General features: G+C 67.8%; 22 protein-coding genes. 5 read left to right on the forward strand and 17 right to left on the reverse strand.

The window, feature by feature from the left end; all coding sequences use genetic code 11:
* The first annotated feature begins 3 nt into the window (after nt 1-3).
* Entirely contained in the window at nt 4-852 is an 849-nt protein-coding gene (locus G6N59_RS08365) for an SDR family oxidoreductase (protein ID WP_138231714.1), read from the forward strand.
* A 24-nt stretch (nt 853-876) separates the two neighbouring features.
* Here G6N59_RS08365 and G6N59_RS08370 read toward each other — a convergent pair whose 3' ends face one another.
* The 3 genes from G6N59_RS08370 to G6N59_RS08380 are packed head-to-tail and all read right to left on the reverse strand — an operon-like array spanning nt 877 to nt 2,236.
* A complete protein-coding gene (locus tag G6N59_RS08370) occupies nt 877-1,122 on the reverse strand; it encodes a hypothetical protein (RefSeq protein WP_138231715.1) in 246 nt (81 codons plus the stop codon).
* On the reverse strand, nt 1,122-2,006 hold the full coding sequence (locus tag G6N59_RS08375) for an oxygenase MpaB family protein (RefSeq protein ID WP_138231716.1): 885 nt from the start codon (nt 2,004-2,006) through the stop codon (nt 1,122-1,124). The genes G6N59_RS08370 and G6N59_RS08375 overlap by 1 nt, the downstream gene beginning before the upstream one ends.
* Nucleotides 2,003-2,236, reverse strand: a complete 234-nt coding sequence (locus tag G6N59_RS08380; RefSeq protein WP_138231717.1) for a hypothetical protein — start codon at nt 2,234-2,236, stop codon at nt 2,003-2,005. Before G6N59_RS08380 ends, G6N59_RS08375 begins: the two co-directional genes overlap by 4 nt.
* A gap of 31 nt (nt 2,237-2,267) precedes the next feature.
* Between G6N59_RS08380 and G6N59_RS08385 the strand changes: the two genes are divergently transcribed.
* Nucleotides 2,268-3,026, forward strand: coding sequence for a class I SAM-dependent methyltransferase (locus G6N59_RS08385; RefSeq protein WP_138231718.1), 759 nt, complete (start codon nt 2,268-2,270; stop codon nt 3,024-3,026).
* A gap of 2 nt (nt 3,027-3,028) precedes the next feature.
* Here the strand turns inward: G6N59_RS08385 and G6N59_RS08390 are convergent, their stop codons facing one another.
* Both G6N59_RS08390 and G6N59_RS08395 read right to left on the reverse strand, forming a co-directional pair.
* Complete coding sequence (locus tag G6N59_RS08390; protein ID WP_138231719.1) at nt 3,029-4,504, reverse strand: DUF7782 domain-containing protein; 1,476 nt, start codon at nt 4,502-4,504, stop codon at nt 3,029-3,031.
* A complete protein-coding gene (locus G6N59_RS08395; RefSeq protein ID WP_163911127.1) occupies nt 4,501-5,331 on the reverse strand; it encodes an SOS response-associated peptidase in 831 nt (276 codons plus the stop codon). Before G6N59_RS08395 ends, G6N59_RS08390 begins: the two co-directional genes overlap by 4 nt.
* 18 nt (nt 5,332-5,349) lie before the next feature.
* Between G6N59_RS08395 and aroA the strand changes: the two genes are divergently transcribed.
* Complete coding sequence (aroA, locus tag G6N59_RS08400; RefSeq protein WP_138231721.1) at nt 5,350-6,648, forward strand: 3-phosphoshikimate 1-carboxyvinyltransferase; 1,299 nt, start codon at nt 5,350-5,352, stop codon at nt 6,646-6,648.
* A gap of 1 nt (nt 6,649) precedes the next feature.
* Nucleotides 6,650-7,630 (forward strand): ribosome small subunit-dependent GTPase A, encoded by a 981-nt coding sequence (rsgA, locus tag G6N59_RS08405; protein ID WP_138231722.1) that lies wholly within the window; start codon nt 6,650-6,652, stop codon nt 7,628-7,630.
* A gap of 387 nt (nt 7,631-8,017) precedes the next feature.
* On the opposite strand, the gene G6N59_RS08410 is transcribed toward rsgA, so the two are convergent.
* The 5 genes from G6N59_RS08410 to G6N59_RS08430 form a co-directional block, all read right to left on the reverse strand.
* Nucleotides 8,018-9,277, reverse strand: coding sequence for a fatty acid desaturase family protein (locus G6N59_RS08410; RefSeq protein ID WP_138231724.1), 1,260 nt, complete (start codon nt 9,275-9,277; stop codon nt 8,018-8,020).
* 95 nt (nt 9,278-9,372) lie between these two features.
* Nucleotides 9,373-10,515, reverse strand: a complete 1,143-nt coding sequence (locus G6N59_RS08415; RefSeq protein WP_138231725.1) for a ferredoxin reductase — start codon at nt 10,513-10,515, stop codon at nt 9,373-9,375.
* A 110-nt stretch (nt 10,516-10,625) separates the two neighbouring features.
* Nucleotides 10,626-11,147, reverse strand: coding sequence for a DUF6912 family protein (locus G6N59_RS08420; protein WP_179970339.1), 522 nt, complete (start codon nt 11,145-11,147; stop codon nt 10,626-10,628).
* A gap of 6 nt (nt 11,148-11,153) precedes the next feature.
* Nucleotides 11,154-11,984: a polyphosphate kinase 2 gene (gene ppk2 / locus G6N59_RS08425; protein ID WP_179970285.1), complete on the reverse strand. Its 831-nt coding sequence runs from the start codon at nt 11,982-11,984 to the stop codon at nt 11,154-11,156.
* On the reverse strand, nt 11,984-13,396 hold the full coding sequence (locus G6N59_RS08430; protein ID WP_138231727.1) for a WS/DGAT/MGAT family O-acyltransferase: 1,413 nt from the start codon (nt 13,394-13,396) through the stop codon (nt 11,984-11,986). The genes ppk2 and G6N59_RS08430 overlap by 1 nt, the downstream gene beginning before the upstream one ends.
* Before the next feature lie 183 nt (nt 13,397-13,579).
* On the opposite strand from G6N59_RS08430, the gene G6N59_RS30885 reads away from it, so the two are divergent.
* Nucleotides 13,580-14,068 carry an Rv3235 family protein gene (locus G6N59_RS30885; protein WP_220099687.1) on the forward strand — a complete coding sequence of 163 codons (489 nt, stop codon included), beginning with the start codon at nt 13,580-13,582 and terminating at the stop codon, nt 14,066-14,068.
* A 7-nt stretch (nt 14,069-14,075) separates the two neighbouring features.
* On the opposite strand, the gene secA is transcribed toward G6N59_RS30885, so the two are convergent.
* From secA to G6N59_RS08470, 7 genes are all read right to left on the reverse strand, one after another.
* Nucleotides 14,076-16,865: a preprotein translocase subunit SecA gene (secA, locus tag G6N59_RS08440; RefSeq protein ID WP_138231728.1), complete on the reverse strand. Its 2,790-nt coding sequence runs from the start codon at nt 16,863-16,865 to the stop codon at nt 14,076-14,078.
* A 128-nt stretch (nt 16,866-16,993) separates the two neighbouring features.
* Nucleotides 16,994-17,662, reverse strand: coding sequence for a ribosome hibernation-promoting factor, HPF/YfiA family (hpf, locus tag G6N59_RS08445; protein ID WP_138231729.1), 669 nt, complete (start codon nt 17,660-17,662; stop codon nt 16,994-16,996).
* Between the two features lie 307 nt (nt 17,663-17,969).
* A complete protein-coding gene (locus G6N59_RS08450; RefSeq protein ID WP_138231730.1) occupies nt 17,970-18,599 on the reverse strand; it encodes a ComF family protein in 630 nt (209 codons plus the stop codon).
* 48 nt (nt 18,600-18,647) lie between these two features.
* The gene (gene lpqB, locus G6N59_RS08455) at nt 18,648-20,408 is read right to left on the reverse strand and encodes an MtrAB system accessory lipoprotein LpqB (RefSeq protein ID WP_138231731.1); all 1,761 of its coding nucleotides are present in this window, start codon (nt 20,406-20,408) and stop codon (nt 18,648-18,650) included.
* Nucleotides 20,405-22,057 (reverse strand): MtrAB system histidine kinase MtrB, encoded by a 1,653-nt coding sequence (gene mtrB / locus G6N59_RS08460; protein ID WP_138231732.1) that lies wholly within the window; start codon nt 22,055-22,057, stop codon nt 20,405-20,407. The genes lpqB and mtrB overlap by 4 nt, the downstream gene beginning before the upstream one ends.
* Before the next feature lie 43 nt (nt 22,058-22,100).
* A complete protein-coding gene (gene mtrA, locus G6N59_RS08465; RefSeq protein WP_138231733.1) occupies nt 22,101-22,787 on the reverse strand; it encodes a two-component system response regulator MtrA in 687 nt (228 codons plus the stop codon).
* Nucleotides 22,788-22,874: 87 nt separating this feature from the next.
* Nucleotides 22,875-23,504 carry a dTMP kinase gene (locus G6N59_RS08470; protein ID WP_138231734.1) on the reverse strand — a complete coding sequence of 210 codons (630 nt, stop codon included), beginning with the start codon at nt 23,502-23,504 and terminating at the stop codon, nt 22,875-22,877.
* Nucleotides 23,505-23,560 lie beyond the last annotated feature (56 nt).

The following is a 23,560-nucleotide window of genomic DNA, read 5'->3' on the forward strand; positions in this document are numbered from 1 at the left end:
CGCATGACACTGTCCGGGAAGACCATGTTCATCTCCGGTGCCAGCCGCGGCATCGGTCTGGCCATCGCCAAGAAGGTCGCGGCCGACGGCGCCAATGTCGCGCTGCTCGCCAAGACCGCCGAGCCCCATCCCAAACTCGAAGGCACCGTCTACACGGCAGCCAAGGAGATCGAGGAGGCCGGCGGCCAGGCGCTGCCCATCGTCGGCGACGTCCGCGACCCCGACTCCGTGACCGCCGCGGTGGCCCAGGCCGTCGCGCAGTTCGGTGCCATCGACCTCTGCGTCAACAACGCCTCGGCCATCAACCTCGGCTCCATCGAGGAAGTACCGATGAAGCGCTTCGACCTGATGAACGGCATCCAGATCCGTGGCACCTACGCCGTCTCGCAGGCCTGTATCCCCCACATGAAGGGCCGCGCGAACCCGCACATCCTCACCCTGTCGCCGCCGATCCGGATGGAATCCGAGTGGCTCAAGCCGACCGCCTACATGATGGCAAAGTACGGAATGACGTTGTGCGCGTTGGGTATCGCCGAAGAGATGCGCGAGGCCGGCATCGCGTCGAACACCCTGTGGCCGCGCACCCTGGTCGCCACCGCTGCCGTGCAGAACCTGCTCGGCGGCGACGAGGCGATGGCCAGGGCCCGCCGCCCCGAGGTGTACTCCGACGCCGCCTACGCGGTCTTCACCAAGCCGGCCCGCGAGTACACCGGTCAGAGCCTGCTGTGCGAGGACGTGCTGCTGGAGTCCGGCGTCACCGACCTCTCGGTGTACAACTGCGTCCCCGGCGGTGAACTCGGCGTCGACCTGTGGGTGGACACCCCGAACCCGCCGGGATACACCGGCCCGTAGTCGTCACGGCGGATCTGCCCGGCGCTAGTCGGCGGCCGGGCAGATCTCGACACCCGCGACCATCGGCGGCCACGCGACCGTGACCTCGACGAGCGCGGCCAGCGGCGCGATCGCGGGAAACGCGCGGTCCCATTGCTTCTGTACCTGCTCGACCGCATGCGGGTGCAGAAAGGTCCACCCCATACCGATCAACAGGTACGGCAGCGCCATCCACAGCAGGAATTCCGCCATCGCTCCGACGCTGACCCGCCGGCTGAGCAATCGGCGCATCAGATCAACTCCCCGCCCCGGCGAATCTGCCTGCGTACGTAGGCCAGCAGCACGTAGCTACCGGCCTGCCGGACGAAGGGCGGCAGGAACCGGTTGCCGAAAGCGACCAGCCGGAACAGTGTCTCGAACAGGTGCTGGCGGCCGCCGCCCCAGGACATACCCATCGCGTCCCGGAACACCGGCGCCAGAAAGCCCCCGGTGAGGAACGCCAGCAGGGGCCGAAACGGCAGGGCCAGAACAGGATTGAGCATGCGCAACCGCACCAGGTCGGTCAGATAGGCGCGCACGGTGTCATCGATGGCCACCGTGGCGCAGGCCGCGGTCCAGTAGTCGTCGAACCCCGCGCGGGTGGCCGGCCACTGGTCGTCGGTGACCTGCAGCGTGGTGCCCAGCGGCGCGGCGGACCGGTAGAACTGCTCGGCCAGTTCGGGCGTCAGCTCACCGCGCAATAGCTGATAGACGTCCTCCATGCCGACGAAGAGGCACGCGGCGACCCACATCTGCAGATCGCGGTCAAAAGCGTTGTAGCGCACCGGGCTGTCCGGGCCCGACTGCACCTGACGGTGCGCGGTGTCGACCGCTTCGCGCATGGCCGCCCGGTCCTCGTCGGTGCCCAGGATGGCCACCGCGAGGTACTGGAACGTGGTGCGGGCGCGTTTCCACGGATGCCTGAGCAGATTCCCCGAATCGACCGTGCTCTCCACCACGCCGTAGCCGACACCCGGTCGGGACAGCTGCATGATGACGTTGGCGGCGCCGGCCGCCGCGCCCCAGAGATCGGCGGCATCGGCGATGGTCACCGGGTACTCGTCCCAGCGCGCGGTGCGGTGCCTAATCTGGATCCGGCAGTCCGCAAGGGTCAGAGCCGGTGTTTCGCCGGTCATGGCAGGCACATGCTCGTCAACAACAGCATCGGCCAGAACACCATGGTCCGGACGAACACGAACACGCGGTCCGCACCGTGGGCAGCTTCGAACGCGGTGGTGTGGGTCATCGCCCAGAGCAGACCCAGCACCAGATACGGAGCAGCGAACATGGCCGCGGTTCCCAGCCACTCGGCGATCGTCATCTCGAAACCGAGTACGCCGGCCGCCCGTTCTTCGTCGTCGGTCATGGTGGTTTCACCGTAGGCATACAGTGGCCGCATGTCGACGTGGTCAGTGGGACGGTACGAGGCCGTCGCCGAATTCATCTCGCCCATCGCCGCAGAAGTCGTCTCCGCGGTGCCCCACGGACCCGGCACCGCCCTCGTCGACCTGGCCTGCGGTACCGGCAATGCGGCGCTGCACGCGGCCGGTCTCGGCGCCCATGTCACCGGTGTCGACCTCACGCCCGAGCTGCTGGCCATCGCCGCCGCCCAGCCCGGCGGCGACACGGTCGAGTGGGTGGCCGCCGACGCGTCCGCCACCGGGCTACCCGATGCCGCCTTCGACACCGCGGTCTCGAACCAGGGCATCATCTTCGTCGAGCCGGTCGCCATGGTCGCCGAGCTGGCCCGGCTGCTCAAACCCGGTGGTGCCCTCGGATTCTCGACGTGGGTCCGGGCCGGGGACAATCCGTTCTTCACCCCGATCGTCGAGGTGCTGGGCCCGCCGGAACCGGCCCCCTACTCCCCCGATCAGTGGGGTGTGCCCGAGCTGGTGCACGCCCGGCTGGACGCCGACTTCGCCGATGTGGCCATTCACAGCGGCACACTCACCTGGCGTTTCGCATCGTTGGCGGACGGAGTGCGGTTCATCACCGACGAATCGCCGATGCACGTCTCGATGTTGGCCAACCTCGATGACGCGACCCGGCACCGGCTGGTCGCCGCCTTCACCGCCGCACTGGCCGCTCACGAATCATCCGACGGCGCCGTCGCTTTCGACGCACCGTATGCGGTGATCACCGGACGCCGTCGCTGAATTCAGCTGGCCTGGTAAAGAATTCCCCGTCCGATCGCTTCCCGGATCTCGGGCAGCGCCGCCTCGGCGAGGGCGTCGGCGTCGACGCCGTGATGCGCGGCGAGCAGGCCGATGAGCGTGCCCAGCGGCACCTCACCGCGGCACCCGGCCAGCAGAGCGGTCAGCACCTCGTCCACGCCGAGCACCGCGCCCGGGCCGCCGGGACGACGGACCGCGGCGCCGATCTGCTGCCAGCCATCCGGCCCGGGCAGCGAATGCTGTTCCAGCAGTACCGGCGCCGTCGACAGCCGGGCGGCCAGCAGGGCGGCGTCCGAGTTGTCGCGCAGGTAGGCCCGGCGGGCGAAGAACGCCGCCACCTCCGTCCCGGTGATGGGTTCGTCCGTGATCTCCTCGAGAATCTGCTCGGGCGCTTCACCGGGGCGCGGCACCCGCAGCGAGATCAGTCCCATGCCGATCCCGGTGATGCCTTCGGCGTCGAACCAGTCCAGCCAGTCCGCGCCCCGCTGTGCGAGCTCTTCGGCGGACTCCCCTGCGTCGGCCAGCCACAACGAGACATAGCTGACCGGGTCGGCCAGCTCCCGCTGCACCACCCAGGCGTGCAGCCCGGTGCCGGCCAGCCACTGCCGCACTCGGGTCCGCCAATCGTCGTCCCGGACAATCCAATTGGCCATGATCTGGGCGGTGCCGCCGGGCGTCAGGTAGTTGCCGACGTTCTCGATGATGGTGCGGCACAAGCCGTCTCCGGCCACGCCCGAATCGCGGTAGATGTAGTCCTGGGCTCCCGCCCCCACCACGAACGGCGGGTTGGAGACGATGAGGTCGAACCGTTCCCCGGCCACCGGGTCGAACAGGCTGCCGGGCCGCAGATCCCAGGACATCCCGTTGAGACCGGCGGTAGCCTGCGCCAGGGCCAGCGCCCGCGGATTGGTGTCGGTGCCCACGACGTCGGCGCAGTGGCCGGACAGGTGCAGCGCCTGGATGCCACAGCCGGTGCCCAGATCGAGCGCGCGCTGCACCGGCGTCCGAATCACCGCCCGCGCCAACGACATCGACGCGCCGCCGATTCCGAGCACATGCTCGTGCTCGACCGGCCCGCCGCGCAGGGCGGCGTCCTGGTCCGAGACGACGAAAAAATCGTGTTCCCCGTCACTGTGCGGGCGGATGTCGAGAGCCGCCCGGGCCGTATCGGTCACGTCCAGCACGCCGGCCGCGGCCAGCTCGGCCAGAGGGGTGGACGGGAACGCCGCCTGCACCTGGTCCACCGGTTCATCGGTACCGAGGAGGAAGAGCCGGATCAGCGTGGCCAGTCGGGTGTTGTCGGCGGTTCGGGTCGCGCGCAGCGCCGGCCACCACACGCCGCGGCCCATCGCCGCGTTGGCGTCGTCGCCGAGCAGCTCGGCCACTCCGTCGGTGATGTATCCGGCCGAGCGCAGATCCGCGCCGAGGGCTTCCACCAACAGCGGGTCCAGGGCGGTCAAAACAGCGTCCCTTCCGGCTCGGGCTTGGCGGGCTCGATGAGTTCGGGGCCATTGTTGCGAATGCTGTTGACCAACGTGGACACCTCACGGGTGACGATGCGGTCCAGGTCGCCGTGACCGCGCAGCAGCCCCTCGTCGATGGGTGCATCGGGATCGAGCCAACGGTCCCAGTCGCCGGCGCTGATGGTCAGCGGCATGCGGTCATGAATCTCGGCCAGCGGCCCGACCGACTCGGTCGTGATGATGGTGCAGCTGACCAGCGGCGCGTCCTCTCTCGAGGCGCCTGTCACCTCTCCCGTCGCTCCGCTCGCCCCTCTCGGCCGCCACGTCGACCACAAGCCCCCCATGAAGAGCAGATCGTCGTCGGCGGCATGCATGTAGAACGGCGTCTTGGTGGCCTTTTTACCCTCGGCCGCCGGGTTGGGCCGCCACTCGTACCAGCCGTCCATCGGGATGAGGCAGCGCTTCGATTTCGCCGAGCCGCGGAACGCCGGCGACGTGGTGAGTGTCTCGGCGCGCGCGTTGATCAGTAGCGGTCCCTTGGTGTCGGGCGAGCCGTCGGCCGTGGTCTTGACCCATGGCGGGATCAGGCCCCAGCGCATCGACCGGACCCGGCGGGTGGCCTCGTCGTCGGGCTCGGAATGCCGCCGCACCACGGTGCTGATGGTCGTGGTGGGCGCGACGTTGTAGTTCGCTGCCGGCGGCCCCGACCCCTGGTCACCGCTGTCTTTCTCGCGTCGGGCGGTGCTCTCGGCCGTTTCATCCAAGGCCTGGATTTTCTCGGCCAGCAGCGCCGGGTCGGTGGTGACTGCAAATCGCCCGCACATACCAGGCAGGATAGGGGCATGGAAACCTGGCCCGCACCGTCGGTGACCGGTCCGGTGCAGGCCACTGTCACCGTGCCGGGATCGAAGTCGCAGACCAACCGGGCGCTGATCCTGGCGGCCCTGGCCACAACATCAGGCACCGGCCAGGGCACCTCGACCATCAGCGGCGCGCTGCGCAGCCGCGACACCAACCTGATGATCGGCGCGCTGCAGGCGCTGGGCGTGACGATCGACGGCCCCGGCGGTGAGGCTGGCACCGAGCTGACCGTCGGCGGCGCCATCGCCCCCGCCGGGGACGTGCGCATCGACTGCGGACTGGCCGGCACCGTGCTCCGGTTCGTCCCGCCGGTGGCCGCCATCGGTCGTCGTGTCGTCACCTTTGATGGTGACGAGCAGGCCAAGACCCGCCCCATCACCCCACTGCTGGACGCGATGCGCGGCCTCGGCGTGGACATCGACGGCGACGGGCTGCCGTTCACGGTGTCCGGAACCGGATCGGTGGCCGGCGGCGAGGTGCGGATCGACGCGTCGTCGTCGTCGCAGTTCGTGTCCGGACTGTTGTTGTCCGGAGCCACTTTTCGCTCGGGCCTGACGGTCATCCACACCGGTGAGACGGTGCCGTCCCAGCCGCACATCGAAATGACCATCACCATGCTGCGCGAGGCGGGTGTCCAGGTCGACGACAGCCGGCCGAACCGCTGGCACGTGTCGGCGGGCCCGATCGCGGCGCGGCACTGGGCCATCGAACCCGACCTGTCCAACTCGGTGCCGTTCCTGGCCGCCGCCGCGGTGACCGGCGGCACGGTGCGACTGGCCCACTGGCCTGAGCAGAGCGTGCAGCCCTCGGGCGACATCCTGGAGCTGCTGAGCAAGCTCAATACCGATGTCCAGGTGGTTGATTCGCACCTGGAGGTCCGGGGCGCCCAGAGCTACCCGGGCTTCGAGGCCAACCTGAAAGCCGTCGGCGAGTTGGCACCGTCGATGGCCGCGCTGGCCGCGCTGGCCAGCCCGGGCGCGGTGTCGACGCTCTCCGGGATCGCGCATCTGCGTGGACACGAGACCGACCGGCTGGCCGCGCTGACCAACGAGATCAACGGGCTGGGCGGCCAGTGCCGAGAGACCGACGACGGTCTGGTGATCACCGCAGTGCCGCTGCACGAAGGCATTTGGCGCTCCTACGCCGACCACCGCATGGCCACCGCCGGCGCGATCATCGGGCTGCGGGTGCCCGGGGTGCAGGTGGAGGACATCGGCACCACGGCCAAGACACTGCCCGACTTCCCGGGTATGTGGGCAGACCTGCTGGCCGGGAAATAGCTTGCGGGAGTACGACGAATCAGATGTCCGGGTGCGCTCGGGCAAAGGTTCACGTCCCCGCACCAAGAACCGGCCGACCCACGCCGACGCCCGCGAGGCCATGGTGGTCACCGTCGATCGCGGCCGCTGGGGTTGCGCGCTCGACGGTAATCCCGACCACATCGTCACCGCGATGCGGGCCCGCGAACTGGGCCGCACCCCCATCGTGGTCGGCGACTCGGTGGGCATCGTCGGCGACCTGTCGGGAAAACCCGACACCCTGGCCCGCATCGTGCGCCGCGACGAACGCCGAACCGTGTTGCGTCGCACCGCCGACGACACTGACCCCACCGAACGGGTGGTGGTCGCCAATGCCGACCAGTTGTTGATGGTGGTCGCCCTGGCCGACCCGCCGCCGCGGACCGGGCTGGTGCAGCGCGCCCTGATCGCCGCGTACACCGGCGGGCTGCGGCCGATCCTGTGTCTGACGAAGAACGATCTGGCGCCGGCCGAACCGTTCGCCGCTGAATTCGCCGAACTCGACCTGACGGTCCTCACCGCCGGGCGCGACGACCCCCTCGACGTGGTGGCACCGCTGTTGTCCGGTCAGGTCACGGTGCTGCTCGGGCACTCCGGGGTGGGCAAGTCCACGCTGGTGAACCGCCTTGTGCCGCAAGCAGATCGGGCCATCGGCGAGGTGTCGGGCGTGGGCAAGGGCAAGCACACGTCGACCCAGTCGGTGGCCCTGCCGCTGGCGGGGTCCGGCTGGGTCGTCGACACCCCCGGCATCCGGTCCTTCGGCCTGGCGCACATCAAGCCCGACGATGTGTTGCTGGCGTTCTCCGACCTCGCCGAGGCCATCGAGGACTGTCCCCGCGGCTGCGGGCACATGGGCCCGCCGGCCGACCCGGAGTGCGCGCTGGACACGCTCACCGGCCCGGCCGTGGACCGTGTGGCCGCCGCCCGGCGCCTGCTCGCCGTGCTCAACGAGCCGACGTACTAGTGCATTTTCCTTTGTGAAGTTTCTTTACAGTTGGCTTTCTTTCACGACTTCATCGACGGACCGCGCCTAGCATCAACCACTATGAATTCACGAACGGTCCGTCGCCTGAGCGCGACGTTGGGCATGAGTGCATTGATCGCGTCGAGTGCACTGCTGGCCAGTTGCAGTAACGGTGGTCAATCACCGACCCCCACTCCAACCACAACCACAACCACAACGACGACTTCGGTGTCGCCAACCGAGAACAACATCAATCCGGGCGGACCAGGGACTTTCACCCCCGCCCCGCCCGAGCATCGCGGTAACGTCGGCTGAAACCTGCAGACGCAGAACTGCCCCTTTCCCGAAGAAAAGGGGCAGTTCTGTGTCTCCTGGCGGGATACCCCGCTAGACGGCGGCCGCGCGCTTGGCCTGGCGCCGGCGCCGCACGGCGGCGACGGCCGTCTTGAGCCCGCGCTTGTTGCCGGTCGACGGATCGACGGCGCCGAAGCTCTCGTCGAGCTCGACGAACATCCGCTCGCTCCGGGTTTCCGGCGCGTCGTCGGCGGTGTCGGTCAGGAACCTGTCCGGCAACGACAGCTTGGCGATGGTGCGCCAGGTTTTGGCGTACTGCACCAGGAATGGCCCGGTCGTGTACGGCAGGTCGTACTTCTCGCACAGGGCCCGCACCCGGATCGAGATCTCGGCGTACCGGTTGCTCGGCAGATCCGGGAACAGGTGATGCTCGATCTGGTGGCTCAGGTTGCCGCTCATGAAGCGCAGCACCGGACCCGAGTTGAAGTTCGCACTGCCCAGCATCTGCCGCAGGTACCACTGGCCGCGCGACTCACCCACCATGTCGGTTTTGGTGAATTTGTCTGCACCGTCCGGGAAATGACCGCAGAAGATGACCGCGTTCGACCACACGTTGCGGATGACGTTCGCCACCGCATTGGCCTTGAGCGTCGAGGAGAACGTGGCACCCGGCGACAACGACGTGATCGCGGGGTACGCGAGGTAGTCCTTGGTCAGCTGTTGCCCGGCCTTGACGCCGAACTCCCGCACCCGGACCATCGTGGCCTTGCGGTCATCGCGGCCCTTGAAGATCTTGCCGAGCTCCAGGTGCTGCAGGCCGACGCCCCACTCGAAACCGATCGCCAGAAGCGTGTTGAAGAGCAGATTGCCGTAGAGATTGAACGGCCTCCACCGCGTGTCGCGGGTGACCCGGATGACGCCGTAGCCCACGTCGTCGTCCATGCCCAGGATGTTGGTGTACTTGTGATGCATGAAGTTGTGCGTGAACCGCCAGTGCTTGGACGCGCCGCTCATATCCCACTCCCACGTCGAGGAGTGAATCTCGGGATCGTTCATCCAATCCCACTGGCCGTGCATGACGTTGTGGCCGATCTCCATGTTCTCGATGATCTTGGCCACGCCCAGGGTGCTCGCCCCGGCCCACCAGAACGACCGCTTGGAGCTGCGCAACAGCAGCAGGCGGCCGGCTACCTCAAGAGCACGCTGTGCCGCGATGGTGCGGCGGATGTACCGCGCGTCGCGGACGCCGCGGGATTCTTCGATGTCCTGCCGGATCGCGTCCAGCTCGATTCCCAGAGCCTCGATATCGGCTTCGGTCAAGTGCACGAATTCCGGTACGTCGGTGACAGCCATTTATCGACCTCCTTCCTACTACCTACGCTAACGTAACCTACGGGACAGTAGGTTACCAGGCAGCAAATTCTGAATTTCCCAGATTTGCAGTTGAGTTAAATATCCAGCACACAGTCGCCGGCCGCAGCCGAAATGCAGGTCTGCACCCGAGTACCCGGCTCCCGTTCCTCTCCGGTACGCAGGTCCCGCGCGTGACCGTCCAGCAAACTCACCACGCACGACTGACAGATGCCCATACGGCAGCCGAACGGCATCCGCACGCCGGCCTGCTCGCCGGCTTCCATCAGAGACATCGCCGCATCAGCGGTGACGGTCTTGCCGCTGCGCTCGAACGTCACCGAACCACCGGTCCCGGTCACCGCGGCCCGCGACGCCGCGAAGCGCTCCAGGTGCAACCGCACCCCGAGCCCCGCCGCCTCGTACTCGCGTTCCGCGTCGTGCAGCATGGCCTCCGGCCCACATGCCCACGCCTCCCGGGTGCGCCAGTCGGCGACCTCGTCGTCCAGCTTGGACAAGTCCAAGCGTCCTTCGGTGCGCGTGGCCCGAACCCTCAGCTGGTAGCTCGGGTGTTCCTTGGCCAGCTGCGCCAATTCATCGGCGAAGATGACGTCGGATTCGGTCGGAGCCGAGTGCAGGTGGACGATGTCGGTGATCTGGTCCCGGCGCGCCAGGGTACGCAGCATGGACATCACCGGGGTGATGCCCGAGCCCGCGGTCAGGAACAGCACCTTGCCCGGTGCGGGGTCCGGCATGACGAACTCGCCCTGCGGTGCGGCCAGTCGCACAATGGTTCCGGGCGCCACGCCGCCGACCAGGTGAGTGGACAGGAACCCCTCGGGCATCGCCTTCACGGTGATGGTGATGGTGTGGTCGCCCTTGGATTCCACCGGGCTCGAGGTCAGCGAGTACGAACGCCACCGCCACCGGCCGTCGACCAGCAGGCCGATGCCGATGTACTGGCCCGGGCGGTAATCGAACGAGAAGCCCCAGCCCGGCTTGATCACCAGGGTCGCCGAATCCTCGGTTTCCCGGCGAACCTCGACCACCTTGCCGCGCAACTCCCGCGCCGACCACAGCGGATTGACCAGCTTGAGGTAATCATCCGGCAACAGCGGCGTCGTGATCCGCGCAACGATGGTTCGCAACGCGTGCCAGCCCGGCCGTTCCTTGGCGCCGGCAACCGTGGGCCGCACCGTGTTCACGACATTGGCCGAGATTTTGATTTCGTTCTTGGCCACGTCCACTCCCGCTCAGGTGGTCTCCACTGATCGCGTTCCGACCAGCTCGTCCTAACCTACGGTACCGTAACCTACGCGCAGGTAGCTACCCCACCGGCTACGCCCGAGGGCTACAGCAGCTCCAGCAGAAACGGTAACTCCTGAGCGGCGTACCACGCCAGATCATGATCCTGGGCATCTCCGACCGTGAGCTCGGCGTCCTCGTCGCCCAGATCGGCGGCGTCGACCGCAGTCACCGCAGCAAGCACCGCCGGCTCGGCCGCCGAATTGTCGACGTACGCCGCGATCACGTCGGCCAGCGCCACCGGTCCGGCCAGCCGCACCACCGCGTCGTCCAGATCGGGGCGGACCGTCACGCCGTCGGCCTCGACCACCAGCACCGCGCGCCGCGGCGGCAACCTCGATTCCTCGCCGGTCTGCTCACCGACGCCCTCGCCCGCCAGCAGCCGCAGCGAGGCCAGTGCCGCCTCCTGCAGCGCGATCTCGCCGAGCTCGTCCTCGTCGCCGTGCGCGTACGCCTCACGAAGAGTCGGCGTCACCGCGAATGCGGTACCGCTGCGGGCCGGCATCGCCCCGTCGGCCACCAGTTGCGTGAGCATGGCCAGGGTCGCCGGAATGTAGACGCGCACCAGGGCACTCTAAAGGGATCTCTCGGGATCGCCCATCAGCTCCGCCACGTGATCTGGCACATAGGTGCTGAGCTCGCGCGACGGCCGCACGTAAGTCCCACTCACCACCGGACGCTCGGGTAGCTCCACCTTCGAATGCTCGACCGCCTCGTACGGGATCGTCGACAGCAGGTGCGAGATCATGTTCAGCCGTGCGTGCTTCTTGATGTCGGATTCGACGACGAACCAGGGGCTCTGCGGGGTATCGCAGTGGACCATCATCTGGTCCTTGGCCCGCGAGTAGTCCTCCCAGCGGAACACCGACTCCAGGTCCATCGGCGACAGCTTCCATTGCCGGACCGGGTCGTTCAGGCGGGACCGGAACCGCTTCAGCTGTTCCGCGTCGGACACCGAGAACCAGTACTTGCGCAGCATGATGCCGTCGTCGATCAGCATCTGCTCGAAGATCGGGGTCTGCCGCAGGAACAGCTCGTGTTCCTGCGGCGTGCAGAATCCCATCACCGTCTCCACGCCGGCCCGGTTGTACCAGGACCGATCGAACAGCACGATCTCGCCTTTGGCCGGCAGGTGCGCGATGTAGCGCTGGTAGTACCACTCGCCCCGCTCCCGGTCACTCGGCGCGGGCAGCGCCGCGACCCGTGCGATGCGCGGACTCAGGTATTCGGAGACGCGCTTGATGGTGCCGCCCTTGCCCGCGGCGTCGCGGCCCTCGAACACGATCACGATGCGTGCGCCGGTGGCACGAACCCACTCCTGCAGTTTCACCAGCTCGGTCTGCAGCCGGAAAATCTCGGCCGCGTACACGTCGTTCGGGATCTTGCGGGCCTTCTTGGACACCATCAGCGTGCCGCCTCTCTCAGCTCGTCGAGCGCTTCGCGCAACAGACTCGGGAACACGTCGACGTCGCTCATGGCCTCACGGTCGGCGTTGATGCCGTAGTAGAGGCTCCCGTTGTACGACGTGATGCCGAGCGCCAGCACCTGGTTGTTCAACAGCGGCGGGACCGCGTAGGTGTCCAGCAGCTTGGTGCCCGCCACGTACATCTGCTTCTGGGCCCCCGGCACGTTGGTGATCAACAGGTTGAACTGGCGCGCCGGGAAGCTCGTCGCGACCCGGGTGCCCATGGCGTGCAGCGTCGGTGGCGCGAAACCCGACAGCGTGACGATGGTCCGCGCGTCGACCGGGGTGGTCGTGGTCGCCTGGGTCTCGGTGTCGTGCGCGATCTGGGACAGCCGGACCAGCGCGTTGTTCTCGCCCACGGGCAGGTCCACCAGGAAGGGCGTCACCTCGCTGATCGCCTGGCCCGGACCGGCGGTCTCCAGGTGGTCGCTTTCGGGGTACACCGACATGGGCGCCATGGCCCGGACGGTCATGCCCGTCGACACCGACTGGCCGCGCGACATCAGCCAGTTGCGCAGCGCACCGGTCACCACCGCGAGTACGACATCGTTGACGTCGCAGTCGAAGCGGGTCCGCAGCTGGCGGTACTCCTCGAGTTCGTGCTTGGCCACGGTGAAGCGCCGGTTGCGCGACACCGTGGCATTGAGCGGGCTGCTCGGGGCGGTTCCGCGCACCATCGTGCGAGCCATGTCGATGACGCGCCGGCCGGCCTCGACGAACTGCTCGGTGCTCGAGATCATGTCCGTGGCCGCCGATTGGACGGCGGCCAACTGTGCCGTCGGCCGGGTGATCCACTCCCCGATGGCACCCAGCAGCAGCGAGACGTCGCTGGGCTCGCGGCCGGGGATCCAGATGTCCTCGCCGAATTCGGGCGGCTTCTGGGTCCGGTCGGCGATGACGTGCCCGACCTCGAGCGCCGTCATGCCGTTGACGAGGGCCTGGTGGGTCTTGGTGTAGATGGCGAGGCGGTTGTCGGAGAGCCCCTCCACCAGGCACATCTCCCACAGCGGCCGGGTCTTGTCCAGGGGCCGGGACCCCAGCCGGGCCACCAGATCGTGGAGCTGGGCGTCACTGCCCGGAGACGGCAGCGCCGAACGCCGGATGTGGTAGGTGATGTCGAAGTCGCGATCGTCGACCCAGACCGGCCGGGCCAGGCCCAGCGTGACCTCGCGGACCTTCTGCCGGTAGCGCGGAATCTGCGGGAGTCTGGCCTCGACGGTCGCCAGCAACGTCTCGTAGCTCAGGCCGGCCCGCGGCCTCCGCAGGATGGACAGCGTCCCGACATACATGGGTGTCGATGAGTCTTCTAGCCCGTAGAACGACGCGTCTGACGCCGACAACCGGGTCACCATGCAGCCCGATCCTCCTTCACCCCTGCCGGAACGACCCCGTCACGGTATCCCCGGGACCCGGCCCCCGCAGCACCGGATCGGCGAATTGGCGTCGAGCGCCAGGTGAAACCGGTGCGATGATTTAGCGGTCTGCAACTCTCCAGCAGATGCGTCACCCACCTGACCGACCGCTGGAGAGATTTCATGACCGCATCGACCCGCATCGACATCGAGCTGACGGCACCGATTGTCGACTACGAGCCGCCGCCGGACGCGACGAGAACGACGGTTCGTGCGATCAACCGGCTGCACGTGGTGTCCGATCCGGTCACCGAATCCACTGTCGCATGCCAGCTCGAGGCCGCGCCGCCCACGGCCGCGCTGGTGTTCGCCGATACCGCGCTGCGCCGGGTTCTGGAGGTCAGCGACCGGCGCCGCCCGACGGCGCAGCTGCGTCCACTGGTGACGGCGACACTGTTCGACGCCATGTCGTCGTGGCCCCGCCGCCCCAGGACCGACGGCACGGCCGTACTGCGGCGGGTACGGCTACGCACCGCCCGCGAACAGGACGGGCTGGTCACGGCGGTCGAGGTATTCGCCACCTTCAGCCGCGGGCCACGACTGCACGCCGCAGCCGGCCGCATCGAAATCATCGGCGGGCGTTGGCAATTCGTGGCCCTGCAACTGGGCTAGCGACTGGCTAGCGCCGCTTCTGCTTGCGCGCGGCCTCACGACGTTCCCGGCGCGAACCCGGTCCGGCGGCGTGCCGGCCACCTTCCCGACGAACCTCCGCGGAACCGTCCTCGGCCGGACCACTGTAGGTCATGGCCTGCCCGCTGTTGCCGGCTTTGTCCTCAATTCCCTTGGCGCGCAACGCTGCCGGCGCGGCCTGCTCTGCAGCGGCGTTCTGCTCGGCCCGCTCGGCCTCGGTGGCGAACTGCGCCAGCCCCTGCGGCGCGGCGACCGGGGCCACCTGCGGCGCCTGCTGCGCCTCGACCTGCACGTTGAACAGGAAGCCGACCGACTCTTCCTTCAGCCCTTCGAGCATGCCGGAGAACATGTCGAAGCCCTCGCGCTGGTACTCGACCAATGGGTCGCGCTGCGCCATGGCGCGCAGGCCGATGCCCTCCTTGAGGTAGTCCATCTCGTAGAGGTGCTCACGCCACTTACGGTCGATGACGTTGAGCAGCACGCTGCGCTCCAGCTGCCGCATGGCACCCGGGCCGGCGATGGCCTCCAGCTCGGCTTCCCGCTTGGCGTAGGCCTTCTCGGCGTCGGCGATCAGCGCGTCGCGCAACTCCTCCTGCGTCAGCTCGCCCGGCTCGCCGACGGCGTCGGAATCGACCAGGTCGTGGTAGTCCAGGCCGACCGGGTACAGCGTCTTGAGCGCGTCCCACAGCTTGGCCAGATCCCAGTCCTCGGCGTAGCCCTCGGCGGTCGCGCCGTCGACGTACGCGGTGATGACGTCGACCAGCATCTGGTGCGCCTCGCCGGAGAGGTCGTCACCCTCCAGGATCTGCTTGCGCTCGCGGTAGATGACCTTGCGCTGCTGGTTCATCACCTCGTCGTACTTGAGGACGTTCTTGCGGACCTCGAAGTTCTGCCCTTCGACCTGGGTCTGCGCGCTCTTGATCGCGCGAGTCACCATCTTGGCCTCGATCGGCACGTCGTCCGGCAGGTTCAGCCGGGTCAGCAGCGCCTCGAGGGTGGCGCCGTTGAACCGGCGCATCAGCTCGTCGGACAGCGACAGGAAGAACCGCGACTCGCCCGGGTCGCCCTGACGGCCGGAGCGGCCGCGCAGCTGGTTGTCGATACGACGGGACTCGTGGCGCTCGGTGCCCAGCACGTACAGGCCACCGACCTCGCGGACCTTCTCGGCCTCGGCCTCGACTTGTGCCTTGACCTTGGGCAGCTCCTCGTGCCAGGCCGCTTCGTACTCCTCGGGCGTCTCGACGGGGTCCAGACCGCGCTTGCGCAGGCGCGCGTCGGCGATGAAGTCGACGTTGCCGCCCAGCACGATGTCCGTACCGCGGCCGGCCATGTTGGTGGCGACCGTGACGGCCTTCAGCCGGCCGGCCTCGGCGATGATGTTCGCTTCCTGCTCGTGGTACTTGGCGTTGAGCACGTTGTGCGGGATGCGGCGTTTGGTGAACTGCTTGGACAGGTACTCCGACCGCTCCACGCTGGTGGTACCGATCAGGACCGGCTGGCCCTTCTCGTAGCGCTCCTGCACGTCGTCGACGACGGCGATGTACTTGGCCTCTTCGGTCTTGTAGATCAGGTCGGACTGGTCCTGGCGGATCATGGTCCGGTTGGTGGGGATCTGTACCACGCCGAGCTTGTAGATCTCGTGCAGCTCGGCGGCCTCGGTCTCGGCGGTACCGGTCATGCCGGACAACTTCTCGTAGAGGCGGAAGTAGTTCTGCAGCGTGATGGTGGCCAGGGTCTGGTTCTCGGCCTTGATCTCGACGTGCTCCTTGGCCTCGATGGCCTGGTGCATGCCCTCGTTGTATCGCCGGCCGACCAGCACGCGGCCGGTGAACTCGTCGACGATGACGACCTCGCCGTCACGGACGATGTAGTCCTTGTCGCGCTGGAACAGTTCCTTGGCCTTGACGGCGTTGTTCAGATAGCTGACCAGTGGCGAGTTGGCGGCCTCATAGAGGTTGTCGATGCCCAGCTGGTTCTCGACGAACTCCACGCCGGCCTCGTGCACACCGATGGTGCGCTTACGGATGTCGACCTCGTAGTGGACGTCCTTCTCCATGAGCGGCACGATGCGCGCGAACTCGGTGTACCAGTTCGACGCACCGTCGGCCGGGCCCGAGATGATCAGCGGCGTACGGGCTTCGTCGATGAGGATCGAGTCGACCTCGTCGACGATGGCGAAGTTGTGGCCGCGCTGCACCATGTCGTCGGTCGAGTGCGCCATGTTGTCGCGCAGGTAGTCGAAGCCGAACTCGTTGTTGGTGCCGTAGGTGATATCGGCGGCGTACGCGGCGCGCCGCTCCTCCGGCGTCATCTGCGACAGGATCACCCCGACCTCGAGACCGAGGAAGCGGTGCACGCGACCCATCCACTCGCTGTCACGCTTGGCCAGGTAGTCATTGACGGTGACGACGTGCACGCCCTTGCCGGCGAGCGCGTTGAGGTAGGCCGGCAACACACAGGTCAGGGTCTTGCCCTCACCGGTCTTCATCTCGGCGACATTGCCGTAGTGCAGCGCGGCACCGCCCATCACCTGGACGTCGAAGTGGCGCTGGTCCAGCACGCGCCAGGCCGCCTCGCGGGCGACGGCGAAGGCCTCGGGCAGGATGTCGTCGAGCGACTCACCACCGGCCACGCGCTTCTTGAACTCGTCGGTCTTGGCGCGCAGCTCGTCGTCCGACAGCTTCTCGACGTCATCGGACAAGGTGTTGACATAGTCGGCGACCTTTTGCAGGCGCTTGACCATGCGACCTTCACCGATGCGGAGCAACTTCGACAGCACGCTTTTCCCCTGTGGGTCTGGAACGGATATACGTCGGCGGGTTAGACGTGACCATCGTAGGTGACCGGCCGAATCGGCAGATAAGAGTGCGCCCCCGGCGGTTCGGCCGGGGGCGCATCAGCGGGATGTCAGGACAGACGGATCAGTCCGTAGTCGTAGGCGTGTCTGCGGTAGACCACCGTCGGCCGGTCGCTCTCCTTGTCGTGGAACAGGAAGAAGTCGTGTCCGACGAGCTCCATCTCGTAGAGCGCGTCGTCGACCGTCATCGGGATGGCCGGGTGCTCCTTGACGCGGACCACCTGACCGGGAACGTGGTCGTCGACCTCAAGGGTCGTCGGTGGACTTGAGGTTCCGGGCAGGTCCTCGGGCGGGACCATCGACGTCGCCTCGGCCAGCCCCACCGGGGTCTTGTCGCCATAGTGAATCTTGCGGCGGTCCTTGCTGCGCCGCAGCCGGTTCTCCAGTTTGCCGACGGCCGATTCGAGGGCCGCGTAGAAACTGTCCGCACAGCCTTCGCCACGCACGACCGGCCCGCGGCCGCGTGCCGTGATCTCGACATGCTGGCAGTTCTTGCGCTGGCGCCGATTCTTCTCGTGATCGAGTTCGACGTCGAACAAGTAGATGGTGCGATCGAAACGCTCCAACCGGGAGAGCTTCTCGGAAACGTAGATGCGGAAGTGTTCGGGGACCTCGACGTTGCGGCCCTTGACGACGACGTCGGCGTGCGGCTCGGGCGCAGGCTCGGTGTCGTCGGCAAACATGGTCGAGCGGGCAGAATCCACGGATTGGGTTGTCATGCTTTGCAACTCGCTTCTCTCTCGCAGTGCACGTGTGTCTCTTCTTGCACACGGTCTGAACTACGCGCCGAGCGGGTCTGCAAGTCGCCGCAGCCCGGCGCAAGGTGTTGAGTACTCACCTCCTACCGCTGTCAGCGATTTGGTACCGAGTGAATGTGCCGGTACCGCCGTGAGGCTTCACGGATGGTTGCAGCCGACGGTAGTCCGAGTTCACCTAGTCGTGCCACCGATTTCGCATACCGGTTTTGAGAACTTCATATCGAGTTGATGTAGGTGGTCTCCTGACCGTGTCCTGCCGGCTCGAAGCTCAGGCGTGTGCTATTGCGAGCACCGCGGAAACCTGGGCTCCGGATGTTTGCAGGACCCGAACCGCCTCGGCCGCGGTCGCGCCCGTCGTCACCACATCGTCGAACACCACGACCTCCCCACGCACCGGCGTCCGCTGCCGGACCCGGCCGTTGATGTTGCGTTGTCGCTGCGCACTGGACAGGCCGACGGAGTCCCGCGTGAAGGCCCGCATGGCCAACGCCGGCCGGACCGTTACTCCCGGCAGGCCCGCGGCCGCAGCGCGGGCCATCTTGGCCACAGGGTCACCGCCACGGCGCCGGGCGGCCAGGCTCCGGGTCGGCGCGGGCACCACCGTCAACGGCGGCACGATCAGGCCCCAGGTGATCAAGGTGTGCAGTGCCGCGGCCACCGCGCCGGCCAGCGGCACCACAAGGTCCGTGCGCCCATGTTCTTTGAGCGCGACGACGGCCCGCCTTCTGGCCCCGGCGTAACGCCCGAGCGCGAAGACCGGCACTCCGGGATCCTCACGAGGCGTGATGACGTGCGGCTCGTCGGGACGGACGGTCAGTTCCGTCGCGCAGGCGGGACACCAGCGGGTCGACGGCGCGCCGCAGCCACCGCATTCGACGGGCAGGACCAGGTCGAGCATGGCGTCAGCATGCCGCCGGGGTACGACAGTGCAGGTTCAGCAGCCGAGTCAGCCCGGCAGCACCGGCAGTGCGCCGACGACCATGAGCGGCCGGATATCGGTCCACATCAGGTTGTTGTCCGCCGCCGAACCCGACAGCTGCAAGACACCGCGCTGGTCGGCGAGGTACACGGTCGAGGTGTTGGCCGCCACCGTGGACACCGGGACCGCGAGATTTCGCGTGGGCCCGTCGGAATTCACACCGTCGAGGTTGACGTACGACACCGGATGCGCACCGTCGGTACGCGTCACCACGATGTCGTCACCGGTACGCCACGACAGCGACAGCGCCGTGTTGCCCAGGCCGTAACCGAGCCGGCGCGGGTAGGTGAGGGCGAGCTGCCCCGCCGGCCCCTGCTCGACGCTGGCCAGTATCACCTGGCCGTTGATCACCATCGCGGCCCGGGTGGCATCCCGGGACAGCTGCAGGCCGCTCATCGGGCCGGGGAACTTGGTAGCCACGGCCGACGAATCGACCGGGATACGGGCGGGTTGACCCGACGCCGCTTCCTGGATGGCCCGGACGACGTTGGTGCCGTCGACCACGATCCAGATCGCGTCGTCGAGCGACCAGCTCGGCCGCGACAGGGTGTGTGCGTCGAGCGTCTGCGCGGCGTCCCCGTTGACCGGGCCCACCCACAGCGACTGCGCTACGTCGGGGGCACCCGGGCGCAACGTCACGACCGAGGCGACCTCCTGCCCACTTCGGGACAGGGCGGCCGACGTCTGCCCGGGCAGTTGCCCGAAGGCCCCGGCGACCCGCGGTGCGCCCTCGCCTTCCAAAGACACCAACGAGCCACCCACCAGGGCATGCAGGCCCGCCGCTGCCCCCGGATCGGCACCCGGATCGGTCGCCGCGACGTCAGAGGTGTTCCAGCCTTCGGCGAACCGGTCATCGAGGGCGGCGCCGTCGGCGTTGATCACGTACGGACCGTTGACCCCGGCCCGGAACAGCGTCCAGATGATCTGCGCCGCAAGCAGTTGCCGGGTGTGCGGGTCGGTGGTCGACAAGCTCTCCAGGTCGATGCGGGCGCCGCCGTACCCGCGTCCGACGCCGGTCTTGCCGCCGTCGGCGCGGGTCACCGGGCCGCGCAGCCGCAGCGGTGCGGCCATCAGATTCCGGACGCTGTTGGCCATCTCGGGCCGCGGCCCGGACAGCAGCTTGGTGACGAGTTCGGTGGCCAGCTGATCGGGGTCGGACACCGCGACGTAGCGTGGGTCGGGCACGACGGTCTTGCCGGTCGGATCGACGAAATAGAGCGTGTCGCGTTTGTAGGTGGACTGGAACTGTTGCCAGTCCAGGAAAACCCCGTTGGGCAGCTTGTCGATGCGCCACCCTCGCGGCGTCTTCACCAGATCGATGGGGCCGGGGTCGGGCAGCGCGCCCTCTCCGGTCTCGAAGACTCCGACATCCGACAGCGAGCCCAGGATGTCGGCGTGCATGGTCACCGAAACCTTGTCGGTGCCACGGGTTTCCACGAACACGACGCGGTCGATCAGCAGGGCGCTACCGGCGTCGTCCCACGAGCGCGACGCCGATTCGGTGAGGAATTGACGCGCGGCCAGGTGCCGGTTCGCGGGATCGGCGGTGGCCTTGAGGAATTCGCGCAGCAGCAGGTCCGGGTCCATGCCGGGCGACGGCGTCGGCAGATTCCGTGGTGCCGGCCGGTCGACGGTGCCCACGGCCTGCGGCGCGGACGAGCTGGGCACACCGGCGCAGCCCGTCAACACCAGCAGCAGCACCGCGCAAACCGCGAACGCGCCTTTCATGACGGCTCCCCCGCCGGCAGCTCCCCAGACGAGAGGGCCGTAACCGATTTGGGCCCAGTGGGTTTGAGCGGCAGCGGGCTGGTCGTCACCTTGTGGCCACGCACCAGCGGCAGCGTAAGCCGGAAGCAGGCGCCGTGACCGGGCTCACCCCAGGCCTCCAGCCGGCCCTGGTGCAGGCGGGCGTCCTCGATGCTGATGGCCAGGCCCAGGCCCGTGCCGCCGGAGCGACGAACCCGCGAAGGGTCGGACCGCCAGAACCGGCTGAACACCATCTTCTCCTCGCCCGGTCGCAGACCCACGCCGAAATCGCGGACCGTCACCGCCACGGTATCCACGTCGGCGGCCATCTTGATCTGCACGGGCTTCTTCTCGGCATGGTCGATCGCGTTGGCGATGAGGTTGCGCAGAATCCGCTCGACCCGGCGCGGATCCACCTCGGCGATGACGGCCTCGCCCGGAAGATGTACGGCGAGTTTGATATTCGCGTCGTCGGCCAGGTGCCCGACGTTCTCGAGCGCGCTCCGCACGGTGTCACGGAGGTCGACCGACTCCACCGACAGCTCGGCCACACCGGCGTCGTGCCGGGAGATCTCCAGCAGATCGGCCAGCAGCGTCTCGAAGCGGTCGAGTTCGTTGACCATCAACTCGGTCGAGCGGCGCAGCGCCGGGTCGAGTTCCTCGCTGTGGTCGTAGATCAGGTCCGCGGCCATGCGCACCGTGGTGAGCGGCGTCCGCAGTTCGTGGCTGACGTCAGAGGTGAAGCGGCGCTGCAGGTTTCCGAACTCTTCGAGCTGGGTGATCTGTTTGTGCAGGCTTTCGGCCATGTCGTTGAACGACACCGCCAGGCGCGCCATGTCGTCCTCGCCGCGTACGGGCATGCGCTCGGTGAGGTGACCCTCGGCGAACCGCTCGGCGATGCGCGACGCCGACCGCACCGGCAGCACGATCTGCCGGGCCACCAACAGCGCGATGGCCGCGAGCAGACCCAGCAGCACGATGCCACCGGTCGCCATGGTGCCGCGGACCAGCGCGATGGTGCTCTCTTCGTTGCTCAGCGGAAAGATCAGGTACAGCTCGAGATTGGTGACCTGCGACGACGTCGGGCTGCCGACGATCAGCGCGGGACCGGAGAAGCCGTCGGTGTGGACGGTCGCGTACTGGTAGCTGACCTGGCCGGCTTTGACGAAGTCGCGCAGCGAGTTCGGGATCTCCCCGACCGGTCCGGCCGACGTGGCCGCGCGCGGGCCGTCACCGGGGACCACGAGCACGGCGTCGAACGCACCTGCCAGGCGTGAGCCCGAATCGACCTTGCGGTCGATGAGGGTGTTGCGCGCCAACTGCAGACTGCTGTTCAGCGAGCGCGTCTCCTCGCCGCCGACGATGCCGCTGACGGTGGTGCGGGCGTGGTCGATCTCCTCGGTACCGGCGCGGACCTTGGCTTCCAGGATGCGGTCGGTGATCTGACTGGTCAGCACGAAACCCAGCACCAGGATGACGGCGAGCGACAACCCCAGCGTCAGGGACACCACACGCAGTTGCAGCGAGCGGCGCCACGCGTAACCGACCACCCGGCCGACGGCGCCCAGCCCGCGCACGAAAGCGCCCGAGCCGAAACCGCCACGGATGCGGCGCCGGGATCCCCAGATCACCGGCGCCCTGCGGTCACGGGCTCGGGCTCGACGAGCCGTCCGATCACGGCGGTCCGGCCTTGTATCCCACTCCTCGAACGGTCAGCACCACCTGCGGGTTCTCCGGGTCCTTCTCGACCTTGGCCCGCAGCCGCTGCACGTGGACGTTCACCAGGCGGGTGTCTGCCGGGTGCCGGTAACCCCACACCTGTTCGAGCAGCACATCACGAGTGAAGACCTGTCGCGGCTTCCGGGCGAGCGCGACGAGCAGGTCGAACTCCAGCGGCGTCAGCGAGATCTGCTCACCTTGACGGGTCACCTTGTGGGCCGGCACATCGATGTCAATGTCGGCGATGGACAGCATCTCTGCCGGCTCATCGTCGTTGCGGCGCAACCGTGCCCGCACCCGCGCCACCAGTTCCTTCGGCTTGAACGGCTTCATGACGTAGTCGTCGGCGCCGGACTCCAGGCCCAGGACCACGTCGACCGTGTCGGTCTTGGCGGTCAGCATGACGATCGGCACGCCCGAGTCGGCGCGCAGCACACGGCACACGTCGATGCCGTTCATTCCAGGCAGCATGAGGTCCAACAGCACCAGGTCGGGGCGCAGCTCACGGACCGCAGTCAGCGCCTGGCTGCCGTCACCGATGACGGCGGTGTCGAAGCCTTCGCCCCGCAGCACGATGGTGAGCATCTCGGCCAGAGATGGGTCGTCGTCGACGACCAGAATGCGTTGCCTCATGGCGTCCATGGTGTCACCAGATTGCGATAAAGCCGTGATCTCCGATGGGTGTTTTGCCACTTGCCTGACAACTGGCTGGTAAACGCCGCGACCGGATCAGCCCAGCAGCGTCGTGGCCAACTCCCCCGGATCCACGTCCGGAGCAACCAAAGCCCAACGGCCGACCCAGTTTTCGGCCGCCAGCGCGGTGTACACCGCAGCTGTGCGGTCCTGCAGACCCCCGTCACGCTCGTAGGCGTCACGAGTCCGGGCGGCATCGTGAGCTTCCCGGCGCGCCGCCCTTGCCGCGGCGAGGTCGGTCGGCACATTCAGGTACAGCTGCCAGTCCGGCACCGGCAACGCCAACCGCTCGAACTCCAGCTGCCGCACCCAGGCCACCACGTCTCCATCCGCGTCCTGATGCAGCCGCGCCGCGCTGTACGCGGCGTTGGAAGCGACGTATCGATCGAGGATCACAACATCATGCGCGTCGTTCATCGCGGCGATCTCAGCCTTGGCGCCCGCCCGGTCGAGGGCGAACAGCATCGCCATGGCATACACCGACTCGGCGAGGTCGCCGTGCCGGCCGTGCAGCGCCTCGGCGGCGATGTCCGCCTCGACCGAACGGCCGTACCGCGGGAACGCCACAGAGGTCACCGACTTGCCGCGGGCCTCGAACTGCGCGCGCAACCCCTGGGTCAGAGTGTTCTTCCCCGCACCGTCAACGCCTTCGATTGCGATCAGCACGTGGTGAGCGTAGTTGCCGCCGAGAACGGCACTTCTCATCGGCGAGCGCACGCGCC

The sequence above is a fragment of the Mycolicibacterium aubagnense genome (assembly GCF_010730955.1).
Lineage (GTDB): Bacteria > Actinomycetota > Actinomycetes > Mycobacteriales > Mycobacteriaceae > Mycobacterium > Mycobacterium aubagnense.